17 protein-coding genes are annotated in these 17394 nt (G+C 66.6%); 6 read left to right on the top strand and 11 right to left on the bottom strand.

The window, feature by feature from the left end; translation table 11 throughout:
• Positions 1–192: 192 nt before the first annotated feature.
• The 6 genes from ACF3ND_RS15600 (at position 193) to ACF3ND_RS15575 (ending at position 5923) form a co-directional block, all read left to right on the top strand.
• On the top strand, positions 193–1173 hold the full coding sequence (locus ACF3ND_RS15600) for a Tim44 domain-containing protein (protein WP_394062047.1): 981 nt from the start codon (positions 193–195) through the stop codon (positions 1171–1173).
• A gap of 189 nt (positions 1174–1362) precedes the next feature.
• Positions 1363–1992 carry an SCP2 domain-containing protein gene (locus ACF3ND_RS15595; protein WP_394062045.1) on the top strand — a complete coding sequence of 210 codons (630 nt, stop codon included), beginning with the start codon at positions 1363–1365 and terminating at the stop codon, positions 1990–1992.
• A gap of 2 nt (positions 1993–1994) precedes the next feature.
• On the top strand, positions 1995–3551 hold the full coding sequence (gene ubiB / locus ACF3ND_RS15590; protein ID WP_394062043.1) for a ubiquinone biosynthesis regulatory protein kinase UbiB: 1557 nt from the start codon (positions 1995–1997) through the stop codon (positions 3549–3551).
• A gap of 178 nt (positions 3552–3729) precedes the next feature.
• A complete protein-coding gene (locus ACF3ND_RS15585) occupies positions 3730–4596 on the top strand; it encodes a ferritin-like domain-containing protein (protein ID WP_394062041.1) in 867 nt (288 codons plus the stop codon).
• A 1-nt stretch (position 4597) separates the two neighbouring features.
• Positions 4598–5080: a D-glycero-beta-D-manno-heptose 1-phosphate adenylyltransferase gene (rfaE2, locus tag ACF3ND_RS15580; RefSeq protein ID WP_394062039.1), complete on the top strand. Its 483-nt coding sequence runs from the start codon at positions 4598–4600 to the stop codon at positions 5078–5080.
• Between the two features lie 57 nt (positions 5081–5137).
• Positions 5138–5923 carry an IclR family transcriptional regulator gene (locus ACF3ND_RS15575; RefSeq protein ID WP_394062037.1) on the top strand — a complete coding sequence of 262 codons (786 nt, stop codon included), beginning with the start codon at positions 5138–5140 and terminating at the stop codon, positions 5921–5923.
• Between the two features lie 39 nt (positions 5924–5962).
• Here ACF3ND_RS15575 and ACF3ND_RS15570 read toward each other — a convergent pair whose 3' ends face one another.
• From ACF3ND_RS15570 to ACF3ND_RS15520, 11 genes are all read right to left on the bottom strand, one after another.
• A complete protein-coding gene (locus ACF3ND_RS15570) occupies positions 5963–7225 on the bottom strand; it encodes an alpha/beta fold hydrolase (protein ID WP_394062035.1) in 1263 nt (420 codons plus the stop codon).
• Positions 7226–7278: 53 nt separating this feature from the next.
• A complete protein-coding gene (locus tag ACF3ND_RS15565; protein WP_394062033.1) occupies positions 7279–8433 on the bottom strand; it encodes a TRAP transporter substrate-binding protein in 1155 nt (384 codons plus the stop codon).
• A 43-nt stretch (positions 8434–8476) separates the two neighbouring features.
• A complete protein-coding gene (locus ACF3ND_RS15560) occupies positions 8477–8689 on the bottom strand; it encodes a hypothetical protein (RefSeq protein WP_394062031.1) in 213 nt (70 codons plus the stop codon).
• Positions 8686–9603, bottom strand: coding sequence for an NAD(P)-dependent oxidoreductase (locus ACF3ND_RS15555; protein WP_394062029.1), 918 nt, complete (start codon positions 9601–9603; stop codon positions 8686–8688). The genes ACF3ND_RS15560 and ACF3ND_RS15555 overlap by 4 nt, the downstream gene beginning before the upstream one ends.
• Positions 9596–10078 (bottom strand): VOC family protein, encoded by a 483-nt coding sequence (locus ACF3ND_RS15550; protein WP_394062027.1) that lies wholly within the window; start codon positions 10076–10078, stop codon positions 9596–9598. Before ACF3ND_RS15550 ends, ACF3ND_RS15555 begins: the two co-directional genes overlap by 8 nt.
• Positions 10062–12275 carry a thiamine pyrophosphate-dependent enzyme gene (locus tag ACF3ND_RS15545; RefSeq protein ID WP_394062025.1) on the bottom strand — a complete coding sequence of 738 codons (2214 nt, stop codon included), beginning with the start codon at positions 12273–12275 and terminating at the stop codon, positions 10062–10064. The genes ACF3ND_RS15550 and ACF3ND_RS15545 overlap by 17 nt, the downstream gene beginning before the upstream one ends.
• A 35-nt stretch (positions 12276–12310) precedes the next feature.
• Complete coding sequence (locus tag ACF3ND_RS15540) at positions 12311–13081, bottom strand: SDR family NAD(P)-dependent oxidoreductase (protein ID WP_394062023.1); 771 nt, start codon at positions 13079–13081, stop codon at positions 12311–12313.
• A 10-nt stretch (positions 13082–13091) separates the two neighbouring features.
• Entirely contained in the window at positions 13092–14396 is a 1305-nt protein-coding gene (locus ACF3ND_RS15535; RefSeq protein ID WP_394062021.1) for a TRAP transporter large permease, read from the bottom strand.
• Between the two features lie 10 nt (positions 14397–14406).
• Positions 14407–14919 (bottom strand): TRAP transporter small permease, encoded by a 513-nt coding sequence (locus ACF3ND_RS15530; RefSeq protein ID WP_394062019.1) that lies wholly within the window; start codon positions 14917–14919, stop codon positions 14407–14409.
• A gap of 418 nt (positions 14920–15337) precedes the next feature.
• A complete protein-coding gene (locus ACF3ND_RS15525; protein WP_394062017.1) occupies positions 15338–16681 on the bottom strand; it encodes a TolC family outer membrane protein in 1344 nt (447 codons plus the stop codon).
• Between the two features lie 11 nt (positions 16682–16692).
• Positions 16693–17373 carry a protein-L-isoaspartate O-methyltransferase gene (locus tag ACF3ND_RS15520; RefSeq protein ID WP_394062015.1) on the bottom strand — a complete coding sequence of 227 codons (681 nt, stop codon included), beginning with the start codon at positions 17371–17373 and terminating at the stop codon, positions 16693–16695.
• Positions 17374–17394: the final 21 nt, after the last annotated feature.

Below are 17394 nucleotides of genomic sequence, written 5' to 3'. Positions count from 1 at the left end.
CAATCACGGCACCCGCGGGTGCCGTTGTCTTTTTCACCTGATCCCTTGAAAAAAATCTGGTATGGTGGAAAGTGTCATGGTAATGTTCAGCTTTCCGTAAGTTTTCTTGAACAATCGACTGGGGTGGCCCCAGGCCGCAGCGGACAAGGTCCGGTGTCGCAGGCAGGTCATGTCAGCCAGGAGTCTTGCACTATGTCTAGCCGACTTTCTCGTTTCTTCATGGCCGCTGTGCTGGCCGTCAGCACCGGCGCTATGTTGACGGTGTCGTATGATGCGGAAGCCCGCCGCATGGGCGGCGGTTCCAGCATGGGCCGGCAGTCTTCCAACATCACCCAGAACCGTTCCGCCGTGACGCCTCCGGCCGCGGCCAACAACACGACGCGCTCGGCGGCCCCGGCCGCCGGCGCGGCGGCGGGCGCCGCCGCAGCCGGCACGGCCGCCAAGAGCGGCATGTCGCGTTTCCTGGGCCCGATCGCCGGCATCGCCGCCGGCCTGGGCATTGCCGCGCTGCTGTCCAGCCTGGGCCTGGGCGGCGCCTTCCTGGAAATGATGTCCAGCCTGCTGCTGATCGGCCTGGTGGTGTTCGCGGTCCTGTTCATCGTGCGCCGCTTGCGCGGTTCCTCGTCCCGGCCCGCCATGCAGCAGGCCGGCGCCGGCGCCCAGCCCATGATGCGCAACAGCCAGGCGCCCACGCCCTGGCAGCAGTCCAATCCCGCTCCGGCCGCCGCGCCTGCCGCTGCGCCCGCCGCCGTGGCCGCCGTGCCGGCCCCGCCAGTGGACGAGAGCTGGTTCATTCCCGGCGATTTCGACACCCCCACCTTCCTGGCCAATGCCAAGAAGCAGTTCGTGGAAATCCAGAAGCTGTGGGACAAGGGCGACCTGGACCAGCTGCGCAACTACCTGACCGATGACCTGCTCAAGGAAGCCGCGCCGCAGATCCTGCAGCGCCAAGGCGACAACGTCACCGAAGTGGTGCTGCTCAATGCCGAACTGCTGGGCATAGAAAAAGTGGCCGACGGCCACCTGGCCAGCGTGCGCTACTCGGGCATGCTGCGCGAAGAAGCCGGCGCCGATGCGTTCCGCTTCGAAGAAGTATGGAATCTCTTCAAGGCCGATGGCGCCGGCTGGCTGCTGGCCGGTATCCAGCAGATCCCGGTCGACCCCAACGCCTGATCGGCGTGGCCGCAGAGACAGCCGCCTCTGAACATGGAAGGCGGCTGTTGTCACAAGGATGGGCGCTTGCCTTGGCCCGCAGCCAGGGCGCGCTTATCCCTTCAGTTCCGTGCATCGAACTGTGTCTATGTCGGGTTAAACTGACTGTTTTTCATTTGACTGGTTTGCTGGCGTCGGCAGCGAGCCCACATGGACATGCCTGCTATCCCTTCCTTCCTCGACCCTGCCGCCGTGGGCGTGCGCCTGCTCAATGCCTTGCTGCGCCGCGAGCAATGGGCGCGCGATCGCTTGCGCGCCCATTCCGGCAAGACGGTGGCGCTGGTGCTGGGACGCCTGCGCCTGGTCTACACGATCACCTCCCTGGGCGAACTGGACCTGGGGCATCCGGCCGTGGTGCCGGACGTCATCCTGACCCTGCCGGCCGAGCGCCTGCCGGATTTGCCGCAGGTGCTCAAGGACGGCGATTTCAGTCGCGTTGCGCAACTCATGCTCGTCCAGGGCGAAGCCGGCCTGGCCAATCTGGTGTCGGACCTGGCCGCCAATCTGCGCTGGGACGCCGAAGAGGACCTGTCCAGGCTGGTGGGCGATGTCATGGCGCATCGCCTCGTCGGCGGCGCGCGCCAGGCTTTTGCAGGCCTGCGCGATCTGGGCCAGCGCCTTGCGGACAATGTCACGGAGTACCTGTCGCAGGAAAGCGGACTGCTGGTGCCGCATTCCGAATTCGAGCGGCTTCGCGGGCAAGCCCAAGGCCTGTTGTCCCGGCTGGACGGGCTGGAGCGGCGCCTCGAGCAGGCTGAAACCAAGCGGCGGGAGCACTGACCATGTTTTCGTTCAGCCGCCTGTTCACCATTCTTCTGGTCGCCTTCCGTTATCGCCTGGACGAGCTCGTGCTCTCCAGCATCCGCCACCCCTGGGCCTTCCGGTTGCTGCGCATCGTGCGCCTGGGGCGCGCGCCCCGGCTGCCGCGCGGCGTGCGCCTGCGGCTGGCGCTGGAAAGCCTGGGCCCGATCTTCGTGAAGTTCGGCCAGGTGCTGTCCACGCGCCGCGACCTGATACCGCTGGACATCGCCGAGCAACTGGCGCTGCTTCAGGACCGCGTACCGCCGTTCCCCTCGGAAGTGGCCGCCGCCACCATTCACAAGGCGCTGGGCGCTCCGCCTCAGGAGCTGTTCAAGCGCTTCGACATGCAGCCCATCGCTTCGGCGTCGATCGCCCAGGTGCACTTCGCCGAGCTGCACGACGGGCGCGAGGTGGCCGTCAAGGTGCTGCGTCCGGGCATGCACGAAGTCATCTACAAGGACCTGCGCCTGATGCGCGCGCTCGCCGGCCTGATAGAGCATCTGGGGCCCGACGGCCGGCGCCTGAAGCCGCGCGAAGTTGTGGCCGAGTTCGACAAGTACCTGAACGACGAGCTGGACCTGATTCGCGAAGCGTCCAACTGCAGCCAGCTGCGCCGGAATTTCTCCCTGGTGAAAGAGCGCGCCGAACTGCTGATCGTCCCGGAAGTCATCTGGGAATATTGCGCCTCCTCGGTATTCACCATGGAGCGCATGAAGGGCATTCCGATCAACCAGATCGACCGCCTGCGCGCCGCCAATGTGGATCTGAAGGACCTGGCGCGCAAGGGCGTGGAAATCTTCTTCACCCAGGTATTTGCCGACGGCTTCTTCCATGCCGACATGCACCCCGGCAATATCTACGTGTCCGATGCGCCGGACACCCTGGGCCGCTACATCGCCCTGGACTTCGGCATCGTCGGCTCCTTGTCCGAATTCGACAAGAACTACCTGGCCCAGAACTTCCTGGCCTTCTTCCGCCGGGACTACCGCCGGGTGGCGCAGTTGCACATCGAATCGGGCTGGGTGCCGCCGCAGACGCGCGAAGAGGAACTGGAAGGGGCGGTGCGGGCCGTGTGCGAGCCTTATTTCGATCGTCCGCTGTCGGAGATCTCGCTGGGACAGGTGCTGCTGCGGCTGTTCCAGACCTCGCGGCGCTTCAATGTCGAAATCCAGCCGCAGCTCGTGCTGCTGCAGAAAACCCTCCTGAACGTGGAGGGCATGGGGCGGGACCTGGATCCGGAACTGGATCTGTGGGACACCGCCAAACCCTATCTGGAAAAGTGGATGTACCAGCGCGTCGGTCCGTCCGGCTTTTACCAGCGTCTGCGACAGGAAGCGGGGCAGTGGGCCCAGATACTGCCGCAGCTCCCGCGTCTGGTCTATGCCAACCTGGACAGGCCCGATACACGGCAGACGCTGAACCAGGAACTCAGGCTGTTGCGCCAGTCGCAGCAGCAGACCAATCGCCTGCTCACGGTGCTGTGCGCCGTGCTGGCCGTGGCGCTTGGCATTGCCATCTGGGCGTTGGCGGGACGATGAACTGTCTGTTCCACGCGACGCGTCGGTCTTTTTCTTTGACTGACATATTTCTGATAACCACAGGTTCTACGATGGACGCAGGCTGCCGGCCGTTTTCCCGCGCCGGCCTCTTGCAGCCTTGTCCGGCCGGCCTTCGCGCCGCCGTCAAGGAACCGCTTGATTCTTTTTAGGAATCGTTATGCTCTACCACGAATTGTTCAAATCCATGGAGGCGGTGCGCTGGAACCTGTCGCACGACATACCCTGGGACGATTTTGACGGCAGCAAGCTCAGCGACGAGCAGGCCTACACCATCAAGATGAACGCCATCACGGAATGGGCCGCCCTGCCGGCCACCGAGATGTTCCTGCGCGACAACAAGGACGACAGCGACTTCTCCGCCTTCATGTCGGTCTGGTTCTTCGAGGAACAGAAGCATTCCCTGGTATTGATCGAATACCTGCGCCGTTTCCGTCCCGAGCTCATGCCTACCGAGGAAGAGCTGCACAAGGTGCGCTTCGAGTTCGATCCGGCGCCGGCCATGGAGACGCTGATGCTGCATTTCTGCGGCGAAGTGCGCCTGAATCACTGGTATCGCCGCGCCGCCGACTGGCACACCGAGCCGGTCATCAAGGCCATCTACAAGATCGTGGCCCAGGATGAAGCCCGCCACGCCGGCGCCTACCTGCGCTACATGAAGCGCGCCCTGGTGCACAAGGGCCAGGAGTTCGGCCTGCAGGCCCGCATGGCCTTTGCCAAGATCGGCGTGCTGATGGCTTCGGCCCACCGCACGGCCCAGGCCCTGCATCCGACCAACCTGCACGTGAACAAGGCCCTTTATCCCCAGGACACCGTGCAGTCCAAGCTGCCTTCGCCGGGCTGGCTGGAGAACTGGCTGGACAGCCAGATCCGCTTCGACAAGGAATGGGAGCACAAGGTCAGCACACGCATCCTGCACAATATGTCCTTGCTGTTGGGCGGCTCCTTCGAAACGGTTCAGGACCTGAACCGCTATCGCAAGGAATTGACGCGTCAGGCGGCGCCCGAGTCCCTGGTTCCGGCCTGACATGACGGCGCGCTTCGAAGCCAAGATACTGGATCGCGACGCGCTGGTCCTGGCCATCGCCCAGGGCCGGCTGCCGCGCCCGCTGGTCTTTACCAACGGCGTGTTCGACCTGCTGCACCGGGGTCACGTCACCTATCTGGATGAGGCCGCTCAACTGGGCGCCTCGCTGGTGGTGGGCGTCAATGCCGATGACTCGGTGCGCCGCCTGAACAAAGGTCCGGAACGCCCCATCAATGGCGAGCAGGACCGGGCCGCGCTGCTGGCCTCGCTGGCCTGCGTGGACGCGGTGGTCATCTTTCGGGAGGACACGCCCGAAGCCCTGATCGCCGCGCTGCGGCCGGACCTGATCGTCAAGGGTGGCGACTACGACATGGAAGTGCTGCCGGAAACCGCGCTGGTGCGCAGCTGGGGCGGCGAGGCCCGCGCCATCCCTTTTGAGTTCCAGCGCTCCACGACGGCGCTGGTGAAGAAGCTGCGGCAATAGCGGATTTCCCGCGGCCGGGCTTATGTCGAAAGTGGTCAAGATTGATTACACTGGGGCATGGTCAAACAACTCGAAAAAGACGGCGCGACCGCCGCCGACAAGGCCGGCGTGCTGGGCAAGGCGCTCAAGGTGCTGGAGATGGTGATTCTGTCGCCCAGCCCGCCTTCGGCCGCGCAGATCACCGATGCGCTGGCGCTGTCGCGCCCCACGACCAATCGCCTGATCGCCCAGCTCATACGCCTGGGCTACCTGAAGCGTGACGTCCGCCGCAGCCAGTTGATGCCGGGCGACGCCCTGGTGCGCCTGTCCGTGGGCGCCGTGGCCGAACAGGTGCGGCGCGGCCCGCGCCACGAAGTCCTGCGCACGCTGTCCTTGCGTACTGGCGAGACCTGCAACGTGGCCATGATCGTCAATGGCCAGGCCCAGTATCTGGACCGCGTCGAGGCCCAGTGGCCCTTGGCTTTCCGGCTGGAGCCAGGCAGCCACGTGCCCCTGCACTGCTCGGCGGTGGGCAAAATGCTTCTGAGCCAGCTGTCGGAGTCCGAACAGGACAAGTACCTGGGCGCCTTGTCCTTGCAGGCCTATACCCCCAATACCATTACCGACCCGGATGAATTGCGCCGGCATTTGCGGCAGATCGCCCGGGAGGGCGTCTCCCTGGATCAGGAGGAGTTCCTGAGCGGCGTGCTGGGCATGGCCGTGGCCATTCCGACCGGCTCCCGGCAGTCCGTTCTGGCGGTGGCGATCGCGGCTCCGCGGGCGCGCGTCACGGTGGAGCAGTTGCGAGGAGAGCTGCCGCATCTGCAGGACGCCGCCCGGCAACTCGCGTTCTGCTACGACTGATCGTCCGCCCGGCGGGCTGGCCGCCGGGCTCCGGCCTGTTCAATGCATGGCGTGGCTGCGATTCGCGCCGTTCACGACCAGGCGGGCCACCAGCCCCGGTTTTTCCCATTGCGGCATGTGGCCCGCGTCGGCCAGCAGATGCAGGCTGGTCTGGGCGGGCGCGTCCAGCGCGTCCTGCCAGTTGACGATGGCGTCCTGACGCCCTTGTATCAGTGTGACGGGCACGGTCAGCTGCTCCAGGACAGGCAGCAGGTCGTGCTGCTGGACGCCGGCATGCGCCAGTTCGGCACAGATTCCCGCCAGCGTGGCTTTGCGGCGCTCGATGTGATCCAGCATACCGCCCAGCTGCGTGTCCGACAGCGGGACGCTCTCGGCGGTCAGGCGCTTGAGTTCGCGTTGCAGGGCCTGCGGCGTGCGCGCGTGCAGCATGCCGTCCAGGAAGTCCTGATTGATGCGCGTGCCCATGCCAGCCGGGGCGATCAGCACGAGGCTGCGCACGGGCAGGTCGGCGCGTCTGGCCAGGTGGGCGGCGACCAGCCCGCCGAAAGAGTGGCCTACCAGCACGATGGGGCCGCCCTCGCCGTTCTTCAGGCGCGTTGCGCAATCCTGGACGATGTCTTCCAACCGGCTGAGGTCTTCCTGATTGGCGCCGTGGCCGGGCAGCTCCAGGGTTTGCACCGCCAGATTCTGGCGACGCAGCTGGCTTTGCAGGCCTGACCAGGCGCTGGCGTCGCCGAAGATGCCATGGATGAGCACGAATCGCGGCGACTGGCCCGGCGCGCCGCCCGTGCGCAGCTGGGCCTGCACGTCGGCCACTTGCACGCGGCGGGACTGCATGGGAATGTCTTGCAGCGACAGACCGTTTTCGCGCGCCAGTCGGCGGGCGGCGGGCGTGGCGGGGATGCGGGCGCCCGGAACACGGGCCGTAGCGTCTGCAGGGACGGCCGCAGGGACTTGCGCAGAGGCGTCAGCAGGGGCGCTTGCAGTGATGCCTGCCGGGGCGGCGCTCGTGGCGGCCGGCGGCGGGGCCTCGTCAGGGGCGGGCTCTTGGGGCTCGCCCTCGACCTGGGCCTTGGCATAGACGCCCAGCGGCTCCAGCATCTCGCCTTCGGCGACGCAATGCTCCAGCAGCACGCCGTCTTCTTCGGCGGCGATCTCGATGATGGACTTGTCGGTTTCCAGCTCGAACAGCACCTGGCCGGCCGCGTAGGCCTGCCCGGGCTGGACGAGCCAGCTCACCACGCGGGCGGCGTCGGCCACTTCGCCCGTAGGCGGCAATGTCAGGGTTTTCAGGTAAGTCATGGCAGTATCGATCCAGTGTCGGGAGTGGATGGGCGGGCGGCCCGCCCCGCGTGTCAGACGTCGTGCACGTAGTAGCGGCTTGGCGTGTTGGCGGCCTGGTTGAGCTGTTCGAAGACATCCAGCGAGCCGACCAGCGATTTCTTCATATCGTCCCATTCGCTGCGCTGTGCGCCGGCGGCTTCTTTCCATTGGGCGAGCTCGTCCTTGCTGGGGTGGTAGAACTGCACGCCGGCCTGCTCCATTTCGGCCATGGCGAACTCGCGCGCGGCGGGCACATGGGCCATGTTCTGCAGGAAGGTGATCTGCGCGGCCCACAGCAAGGCCTCCTGGGTGTCGCTGTCCAGGCTCTGGAACCATTTCAGGTTGCAGGAGTAGGCACCGCCGTCGGGCACGGCGCGGATGAAGGAGACGTGGGAGATGATTTCCTTGAAACCGAAGAGGTTCAGCCCCATGACGTTGGGGTCCAGGCCGTCGGCCACGCCCTGGCGGATGGCCGAGGCGGTCTCGCCCCAGGACACCGGCGTGGGGTTGGCGCCCATCAGACGGTATACCTGGGCCAGGATCTTGGAGCCGGGCACGCGGAATTTCATGCCGCGCAGGTCTTCCGGCGTGCGGATGGGCGTATCCCGGAATCCCTTGCGCAGCGAGATGGTGCGCGGGTCCACGCATTGGTAGAGCAAGGGCTTGAAGCCGTTGGCCTCGACGCGCTGGTTGACGTGCTCGGCCCAGGCCCTGGAGCTGACCAGATTCACGAATTGCTGATTGTCGCCACACCAGTAGGGCATGTTGATCAGGTCCACGGCCGGCGCGAAAGGCGCGAAATTGGACATGGAGTGCTGGGCGCCCTGGATGGTGCCGGCCTGCACCTTCTGCGCCAGCTCGGAGTCCGAGCCTATGGCCCCGCCAGGCACCAGCTTGACGTAGATGCGTCCGCGCGTGGCGTTCTGGATGTTTTCCTTCAGGTGCAATTGCATCACCGGGAAGGTGCGGTCCGTTCCCACCCGATAGGAGGTGGCGATGGTCATGGTGTACTTGGCGGCTTCGGCGCGTTCGCGCTCCTCGTTCTTGGTCTGCGCCACGGCCTCGGGACTGAACAGCGCGCCGCCGCCCGCGGCGACCGCGGCGACGGTGAAGCCCGTGGTGGCGCTCAGCTTCAGGAAGCGGCGGCGCTCGGGGGCGCTCAGCAAGGGGGATGGGGTGGTTTTCATGCTTGTCTCCTGTGGATTGCGCTTCAAGGCGCTGGTATAGGGATCAGCGGGACGGCAGACTGCAGGTGTAGGCCACGAAGCTGCCGGCCGCCAGCAGCAGCACGAGGAATTCGGCCGCGTCGTCCAGGCGTGGGAAGGTCCCCAGCTTCAGGGCGTGCAGCTTGCCCAGGAGCAGGTTCAGGACGAAGGCGGCGAACAGCAGCAGGGTCAGGGCGCCGAGCAGGCGCGTGCAGAGGCGGGAGCGGGGAGCGTTCATGGCGTCTCCTTGGGCAGGGGGATCAGAGGGATGCGCCCGGCAAGCTGCTGCACCGCCAGCAGCATGGCGGTGCAGTCCGCCTTGGCCAGACCCAGGTTCTGGGCGCTCTGGAACAGGGCCTGGCTGGCCTGGCCGACGAACAGGGGCACGCCCAGCTCGCGGCCCAGTTGCACGCCCAGGCTGATGTCCTTCAGGCCCAGGTGGATGGGGAAGTCGGGACTCACATCGCCGCTGAGCACCTTGCGCGGATAGTTGACGTTGATCTGTCCCCGGCCGGCCGTGGTGTTCTGCAGGACCTCGGCGGCCAGCAGCGGATCGATGCCGCTGGCTTCGGCCAGGGCCAGGGTCTCGGCGGTCATCACCATGCCGACCATGGACATGAAGTTGTTGATGATCTTCATGCGCACGCCGTTGCCTTGCGGCCCCAGATGCAGCACCCGGTCGGCCATGCAATCGAGCGCGGGCCGGGCGCGTTCCAGTTGCTGCGCGGTGCCTCCGGCCAGCGCCAGCAGGGTGCCGGCGCGCGCGTCGGCCGGGGTGCGGCCCACCGGCACGTCCATCATGTCTATGCCGGCCCGGGCAAGCTGCGTCGCCATGTCCTGGCTGCCGGCCACGGAAATGGTGCTCATCTCCACCACCAGCGCACCGGGCGCCGCGTGCTCGAGCACGCCATCGGCCCCCAGCAGCACGGCGCGCACATGCTCTTCGCGCGGCAGCATGGTGATGATCAGCCCGGCTTGGCGGCAGGCCTGGGCGATGTCGGCGCAGGCCTGGCCGCCTTGCCCGGCCAGTTGCGCCAGCGCTTCGGGATTCAGGTCGTGGCCCTGCACCTGGAAGCCGCCGCGTACGAGGTTCAGCGCCATGGGCAGGCCCATGGTGCCCAGGCCGATGAAGGCGATGCGGCGATCAGTCATGGCGCTCTCCCGGCGCCCCGGGCGCCTGCGCGTCCAGGAACTGGATGAATTCCGTCACGGCTCCCTCGGGCTCGGCCAGGTAGAAGGCGCGGGTGGCGCCGTTGCGCAGCGTCTGCGGCGGGGAGACGCAGGCGTAGCCGGCCTGCACGGCTTGCTCGTAGACCTTATCCACGTCGGACACCACGAAGCCGATGTGGTTGTAGCCCAGGTCGCACTGGCGGCGGGGCTGCGTATCGCCCACGGGTTCGTAGTACTTGAACAGCTCGATGCGCTGGCTTCCCAGGCGCAGCATGGCCCAGCGTATGCAGGCGCCGGGCAGGCCGACCACGGTGGCCAGCGCGGGCTCCCGGCGCTGGTCCATCTCGCCTTCCACCTCGAAGCCGAGAAAGCCGGTGTAGAAGCGCAGCGCGCGGTCGAAATCATGCACGCTCAGCGCCGTATGGTGCATGAGGGCGTCATCAATCCTGGCTGGCATGTTCGGGACTCCAGTTGGGGTTGCGGGTGCGCTGGAGCTGGACGAGCGCCCGGGCCAGATCGTCCTGATTGGCCAGGGCGGCGGCCTCCAGCACCTTGGAGACGACAGGGGATGACTCGGAGCCGGTCACGTGGACGATCTCGTGGTCCAGCCAGTCGAACAGGCGGGCCTGGGCGTCGCTGATCAGGCGCGAGCCGATGGACGTGCCGCGCGTGGTCTGCTCCGCGACGACCAGCGCCTGGGTGCGGCGCACGCTGGCCTCGATGCATTCCCAGTCGATGCCGGCGGCGTCCAGGCTGCGCAGGTCGATGACTTCGGCGTCCACGCCGCTGAGCTCGGCCGCCTGGCAGGCCATGCCCACCATATTGCCGTAGGTCAGCACCGTGCAGGCCTGGCCGGGGCGGGCGATGCGGGCCTTGCCGAAGGGCACGATGTAGTCCCATTCGTCGGCGGGCACATCGTCCACATTGCGGAACAGGTCCTGGTATTCGACGATCAGCACGGGGTCGTGGCAGCGCAGGGCGGCGTTGAGCAGGCCGATGTAGTCGTGGGGGCGCGAGGGGGCGACGATGCGCCAGCCGGGATACAGGGCGAACAGGCCGGCCGCGTCCATGGAATGCTGGGATCCGTAGCCCGTGCCGGCGGACATGCGGCTGCGCACCAGCACGGGGACCGGGAATTCGCCGCCGAACATGTGGCGCACTTTGGCGATCTGGTTGAACAACTGGTCGGCGGCCACCAGCGAGAAGTCGGGGTACATGATCTCCACCACCGGCCGCAGGCCGTTGAGCGCCGCACCCAGCGCCAGGCCGGTGAAGCCGTTCTCGCAGATGGGCGTGCCGATCAGGCGGTCCGGGTATTGTTCCCCGATATTGCGCGTGGCGCCGGCGGTGCCTCCGCGCAGGCGGTGCACGTCTTCGCCGAAGATGACGATGCCGTCGTCCCGCTGCATGTTGCGCAGCATGGCCGCGGAAATCACGTCCACGAACTTGGCGGGCCGGCGCCGTGTCGCGGGCAGGTTCTCCTGCTCCAGGACCGGCAGGCCGTTCAGTTCGCTGAGATCGCCGCGGATGCCGTAATCCACGGTCTCGGGGCGCGGCCACAGCTCGGCGCGGATGCGCGGCTGCTTGCCGGCGTGGTCCTGCACCAGGACGTCCAGGGCGGCGTCCAGAACCGCGTCCATCTTGGCGGACAAGGCCTGGAATTGCTCCTGATCCAGCAGGCCCCGGGCCATCAGCTGGCGGGGATAGACGATCATGGGGTCGCGCTCGGCCCATTGGGCCTCTTCGTCCTTGGCGCGATAGCCGAAGGCGCTGCCCTTCTGCGCCCCGGACTGGTGCAGGTAGCGGTAGGTGCGGGCCTCGATCAGCACGGGGCCGCCCTGTTCGCTGATGATGCGCAGCGCCTCGCGCATGGCCGCCCGGGCCGCCAGCACGTCCATGCCGTCGAACTCGATGGCCGGCACGCCCAGCGACAGGCCGCGGGCCGACAGGCGGGTCTCGCGGGTCTGTTCGCTGACGTGCGTGGAGACGGCGTACAGATTGTTCTCGATGAAGAAGATGGTGCTGGTCTTGTACAGCGCGGCCAGGTTCAGCGCTTCGTAGCAGGCTCCGCTCTGGGTGGCGCCGTCGCCGAAGAAGGCCACGGACACGGCGGGGCGGCCGCGCAGTTTGTCGGCGAAGGCGTAGCCCACGGCGTGCGAGGGATTGCCGCCCACGATGGCGTTGGAGCCGTAGATGCCGGCCTCGGGATGGCGCAGGTGCATGGAGCCGCCGCGCCCGCCGCAGTAGCCGGGCGTCAGGCCCAGGATTTCCGCGTAGGTGCGCATGACCACTTCCTGCATGGCGGCGGGATAGTCCTGTTGCAGCGGATCGTAGTCGGCCGGGCAGGCGTGGTTCAGGGCCTTGGCCAGGAACTGATGGTGCATGCGATGGGTGCCGTTGATCTTGTCCTGGGATCCCAGCATGGACAGGGCGCCCACGGCGGCTCCATCCTGGCCGATGCTGGAGTGGGCGGGGCCGTGCAGCACGCCCAGCACGCTCAGGTTCAACAGGCGTTCTTCGAAGCGGCGGATCAGCAGCAGTTGTTCCAGCATGCGCACGGCCTGCCGGGGGTCCATGGTCTGCAGTTCCTGGTCATCGGTCTCGAGCCGCCACCAGGGTGTCTCGGTGGTCAGGTCGATGAGCTGGCAAGTCATACGGCATCTCCGGGTAAGTGAAAACCAGTGAAAGGTCAGCGGGCGGTGAAACCGCCGTCGAGAAAAAGGGTCTGGCCGGTCATGAACGAGGAGGCCGGGCTGCACAGGTAGATCGCCAGCCCGTGCAGGTCTTCCAGCTGCCCGTTGCGGCCCACGCAGGTGGAGGCGGCCATGCGCGCCAGTTGTTCCGGGTCGCGGTACAGCGCCTGTGTCAAGGCGGTGGGAAACAGGCCCGGCGCGATGGCGTTGCAGGTGATTCCGTCGCCGGACCAGGCCTGGGCCATGGCGCGGGTCAGCTGCACGATGGCGCCCTTGGTGGCGCCGTAGGCCATGCTGTCGGGAAAGGCGCGGACCGACTGCAGCGAGCCGATGTTCACGATGCGGCCCCAGCCGCGCCGGCGCATGGCGGGCGCCAGGGCCTGGGCCAGCAGGAAGGGGGCGGTCAGGTTCAGGCGCAGGGTGTAGTCCCAGTCCTGCAGGGACGTGGCCTGGGCGGGCTGGCGCAGGTTGACGCCGGCGGCGTTGACCAGGATGTCGGGACTCTGCCCGTCGCCCAGCTCCGCGGCCAGGACGGCGATGGCCTGGGGATCGGACAGGTCGGCCTGGCGCGCATCCGCCGTGCCGGGGCGCACCGCGTTCAGGCGCTCGCATTGTTCGGCCAGGGGAGCGGCCCGCCGGCCGACCAGGGTAAGGCGGGCGCCGGCCCCATGCAGGGCGCGGGCGATCTCGGCCGCCAGCCCCGTGCCGCCGCCGGTGACCAGGGCGTGGCGGCCTTCCAGCGAAAACAGGGAATCAAGTAAAGACATGCGTATCTCTCTAGAAGGCCCACAGCGAAAGCTGCGGGACGAAGGCGATGATCAGGGCCACGGCGACCAGGGCGATCACGTAGGCGACCGAATGCCGGGCCACGTTGAGGATGGGCTGGCCGGTCACGCCGGAAATCACGAACAGGTTCAGGCCCAGCGGCGGCGTGATGAAGCCTATGCCCAGGGTGGTGATCATGAACACGCAGAAGTGCAGCGGATCCATGCCGATCTCCATGGCCAGCGGATACATGATGGGCGAGAGGATGACGATGTTCGGCGTGGCTTCCATGAAGCAGCCGGCCAGCATGAAGATGGCCAGCATCAGCAGGATGATGAGCACCGGGTCGCTGGTGTAGTCGCTGATCATGCCGGCGAAGGCCTGGGGCACTTCCACCAGCGCCAGGGCCTGGGCCAGCGGCAGGGCCACGGCGATGATGGGCACGATCACCCCGTTGACCTTGGCCGAGCTGGCCAGCATCTTGGGAATGTCGGCCAGCGTGATGGTCTTCTTCCAGAAGCCGATGGCCAAGGTGATCAGCACGGCGACGGCGGCCGCCTCGGTGGGCGTGAACAAGCCGGAATAGATGCCGCCCAGGATGACCACGGGAATGGACAGGGCGTACTTGCCGTCCCACATGGCGGCCAGCCAGCGGCCCCAGTCGAAGCGCTGGCTGCTTTGCTCGTAGCCGCGCCAGCGGTTGATCAGGATGTTGGTGATCATGATGGCCACGAGCACCAGCACGCCCGGAATGGCGGCCGCCAGGAACAGGCTGGTGACCGGCACGCCCAGGACCAGGCCCACGATGATGTAGGCGATGGACGGCGGGATCAGGATGCCGGTGCAGGAGCCGGCCGCCACCAGTGCGGCGGCGTAGGCGGGCGGATAGCCTTTCTCCACCAGCCGGCCGAAGGTGATGCGCCCCACGGCCGCGCAGCCGGCCGCATCGGAGCCGGAAATGCAGGCGAAGAAGCCGCAGCCCATGACGGTGGAGGTGCCCATGCCGGTGCGCAGCGAACCCATGGTGGCTTCGGCGATGTTGAGCAGTTTGTCCGACAGGCCGGTGCGCACCAGGGCGTCGCCGGTCAGCAGGTACAGCGGGATGGCGATCAGGGCGAAGGCGTCCACGCCGTTGAACAGGCTCTCGCCCAGCAGCGAAAGGGGCAGGGCGCCGGTGAACCAGAGCATGGCCAGTCCGGTCAGCCCCAGGGACACCCAGATGGGTACGCCCAGCGCGAACAGGGCCAGCATCAGCAACAGGGGGCCGGCCACATCCATGCCGACATTCAGCTCGGCGCTGTAGTTGGAATAAAGCATGCTTGCTCCCTCAGTCGAAAAGTTTGCTGTCGGGCAGGGTGACAGAACCGCGCAGCAGGTCGCTCACGCTGATCCAGGTCATCTGCACGGCGCGCAGCAGCACCAGCGTGAAGCCGAAGGGCACGGCGAACAGGAACCAGGCCTTGGTCAGGCGCAGGCCGTCGGTGACGGAGTCGTACTGCATGGATACGGCCACGGGCTCCCAGGACAGGCGCAGCGCAAAGACGGCGAAGACGACGGTGCAAAGGCCGGCCAGGATGTTCAGCAGGGCGACGCCCCGGGGCGGCAGCAGGTTGAACAGCAGGTCGATGCGGATGTGGCCGTTGCTCTTGATGGCGGCGGCCGCACCAATCCAGGTCAGGTAGATGAAGGCGTAGCGGGCGGCCTCTTCCCCCCATAGCGAGGAGTAGTCCAGGGCGAAGCGCCGCAGCACTTCGACGACGATGACGATGACGACGAAGGCATAGAGCCAGAGCATGAGGCAGCGCTCCAGGTGCCGGTCCAGCTTTCTGAGAAATTTCATGGAATGGTCTCCGTTTCCCCTGGATCTCTGGTGGATCTTTCCGGGTGGTTGGCAATGGGTCCAACGGGTCCGCACGGGACGGCAACGGATGCAAGGCTGTCGCGTACGATCAAATCAGATCATTTGATGATTTGAATCATATCGACATGTAATTTGAAAACAAGATGCCCGGCTGCCGGTCCAGCCTTGAAACGAGCTTGCATGAATGAGTCAGGCGAAGCGGGCGGGCTTGGACCCATGGCGTGGGGCCAGATGAAAAATCCTTTTTTATCAGTTGACTGGAAAGAACTGGTGAAAGGGATTGGATCCAGGGCCGGGACGCGAGCGCGCGCCCGAGACAGGGACTTCCCTATCCGGGTATGCACTGAGCTTTGGAAAGAAGATCAGATCACTTTTTGATCCGATCCGACGCGTGGATTCAGGGTTGCGTCGTACGGGGGGAATCGAGCAGTTCGTTGACTGCCCGCAGGTCGTTCTCGTCCAGCGTGCCGCTGGCGGCCTTCAGGCGCAGGCTGTTCATCAGGACATCGTAGCGGGCCTGGGACAGGCTGCGCTGGGTTTCGTACAGCTGTTGCTGAGCGTTGAGCACGTCGATGTTCACGCGCACGCCGATCTCGTAGGCGAGTTTATTGGCCTGCACGGATTCCAGGCTGGATTTTTCGGCGGCTTCCAGGGCCTGCACGCGGGCCAGGCCGGTGGTGACGCCCGAAAAGTACTGACGCGTCTGCTGGATGGCCTGCTGCACGGCGAACTGCTGCTGATAGCGCGCCTGCTGCAGGCGCGAGGTCTGTTCGCGCACTTGCGAAGAGGTCTCGCCGCCCCGGAAGATGGGAATGCTCAGTTCCAGTCCCACGGAGCTGTTCAGCGAGCGCGGGCCGCCGCCGGTCTGGCCGAACAAGGTCTGGTCGCTGCCGCTGCCGGTCTGGGCCTTCAGGGCCAGCGTGGGCTGGTGCTGCGCCTGGGTGCTCTTGAGCTGTTCCTCGGCGGCGCGCGCGTTCAGCTCGGCCAGCGCCACCGCCAGCCCGGACTGGGTGGACTGGTCCAGCCAGTCCTGCAGGCGCGCCGGCTGCGGGGCGGGCAGGCGCAGCGGGCTGCGCAGCCGGGCCAGCTCCCCGGGGCGTTCCAGGGTCAGGGCGGCCAGCTTGTCCTGAGCGACCTGCAGGGCGTTCTCCGCCTGCAGCACGCTGGCGCGCGTCAGGTCCAGGCGGGAACGCGCCTCGTAGGTGTCGGTAATAGTGGCGCCGCCCAGCTGGAAGCTCTGGTCGGCGGCGCGCAGTTGTTCGTCTATGGCGGCCTGCTGGGCCTTCAGGGTGGCCAGCGCGTCCTGCGCGGCCAGCACGTCGAAATAGCCCTGGCTCACGCGCAGCATCAAGTCCTGCCTGTCCAGCGACAGCCGAACGTCGGCGCTGCGGGCCAGAAGCTGGGCGCGCTCGTATTGCGCCCAGGCGCTGCGGTTGTAGACGGGCTGGCTCAAGGCCAGCGTCCAGGCGGCGCGGTCCGTGGAGTTGCGGTTGGAGAGCTGACTGGTCTGGCGCCGTTCCTGCCATTCAGCCGTGCCGGTGGCGGTGACCTGCGGCAGCAGCTTGGCGCGGCTTTGGGGAACGAGTTCCTGGTCCGCCTGCCGGGCCGCCTGGGAGGCGCCGAACTGCGGTTCGCGCGCCAGCGCCTGGTTCCAGATCTGGAGCAGGTCCTGGGCCTGGGCGGCGCCGCCCAGGACGCCGAAGGCCAGAATGCACAGCTGCAGGCGGATGGCGGACCCCATGCCGGCCTGGTTCAGAAGCGGAACTGGGACACGGCGGTGCCGCGCAGAGGCTTGATCCAGGTGTCGAACAGGGGGGTGGTCTCGAAGCTGGCGGCGCTGGTGCGGGTGATGCGCACGGCCGTCATGACGGGATTCTGGCCCACCACCACGACCAGGCGGCCGCCGACGCACAGCTGGTACTTCAGGGCGTCGGGGATGGCGGGTACGGAGCCGGTGACCAGGATGGCGTCGTATTCGGTGGTGCCCCAGCCGGCGTGGGCGTCGCCCACTTCGACCTTGACGTTGCGCACATTGTTGCGCTGCAGGTTTTCCTGGGCGAATGCGGCCAGCTTGCTGTCGATTTCGATGGAGGTGACCTGCTGGGCCAGGTGGGCGAGCAGGGCGGCCTGGTAGCCCGAGCCGGTGCCGATTTCCAGCACGCCGTCGGTGGGCTGCAATTGCAGTTCCTGGGCCAGCCGGGCCTCGACCTTGGGCGAGAGCATCGTCTCGTGGGTGTCCACGGCGTTGATGATCAGGGGCAGCTCGGTGTCCGAGAAGGCCATCGAGCGCAGGGTCGAGGGAACGTAGCGTTCGCGCTGGACGGAGAACAGGGCTTGCAGCACGTTTTCGTCGGACACGTTCCAGGGCCGGATTTGTTGTTCGACCATGTAGTAACGGGCACGTTCGAGTTCAGACAGCGCGGTGATGTTCATAGCTTCCAGAAAACTAAAGGC

Origin of the sequence: Alcaligenes sp. WGS1538 (assembly GCF_043187505.1) — a bacterium.
Lineage (GTDB): Bacteria > Pseudomonadota > Gammaproteobacteria > Burkholderiales > Burkholderiaceae_B > Alcaligenes.
Note: the sequence above shows the minus strand (reverse complement) of the source record. Positions and strands in the feature narration are given on the sequence as shown.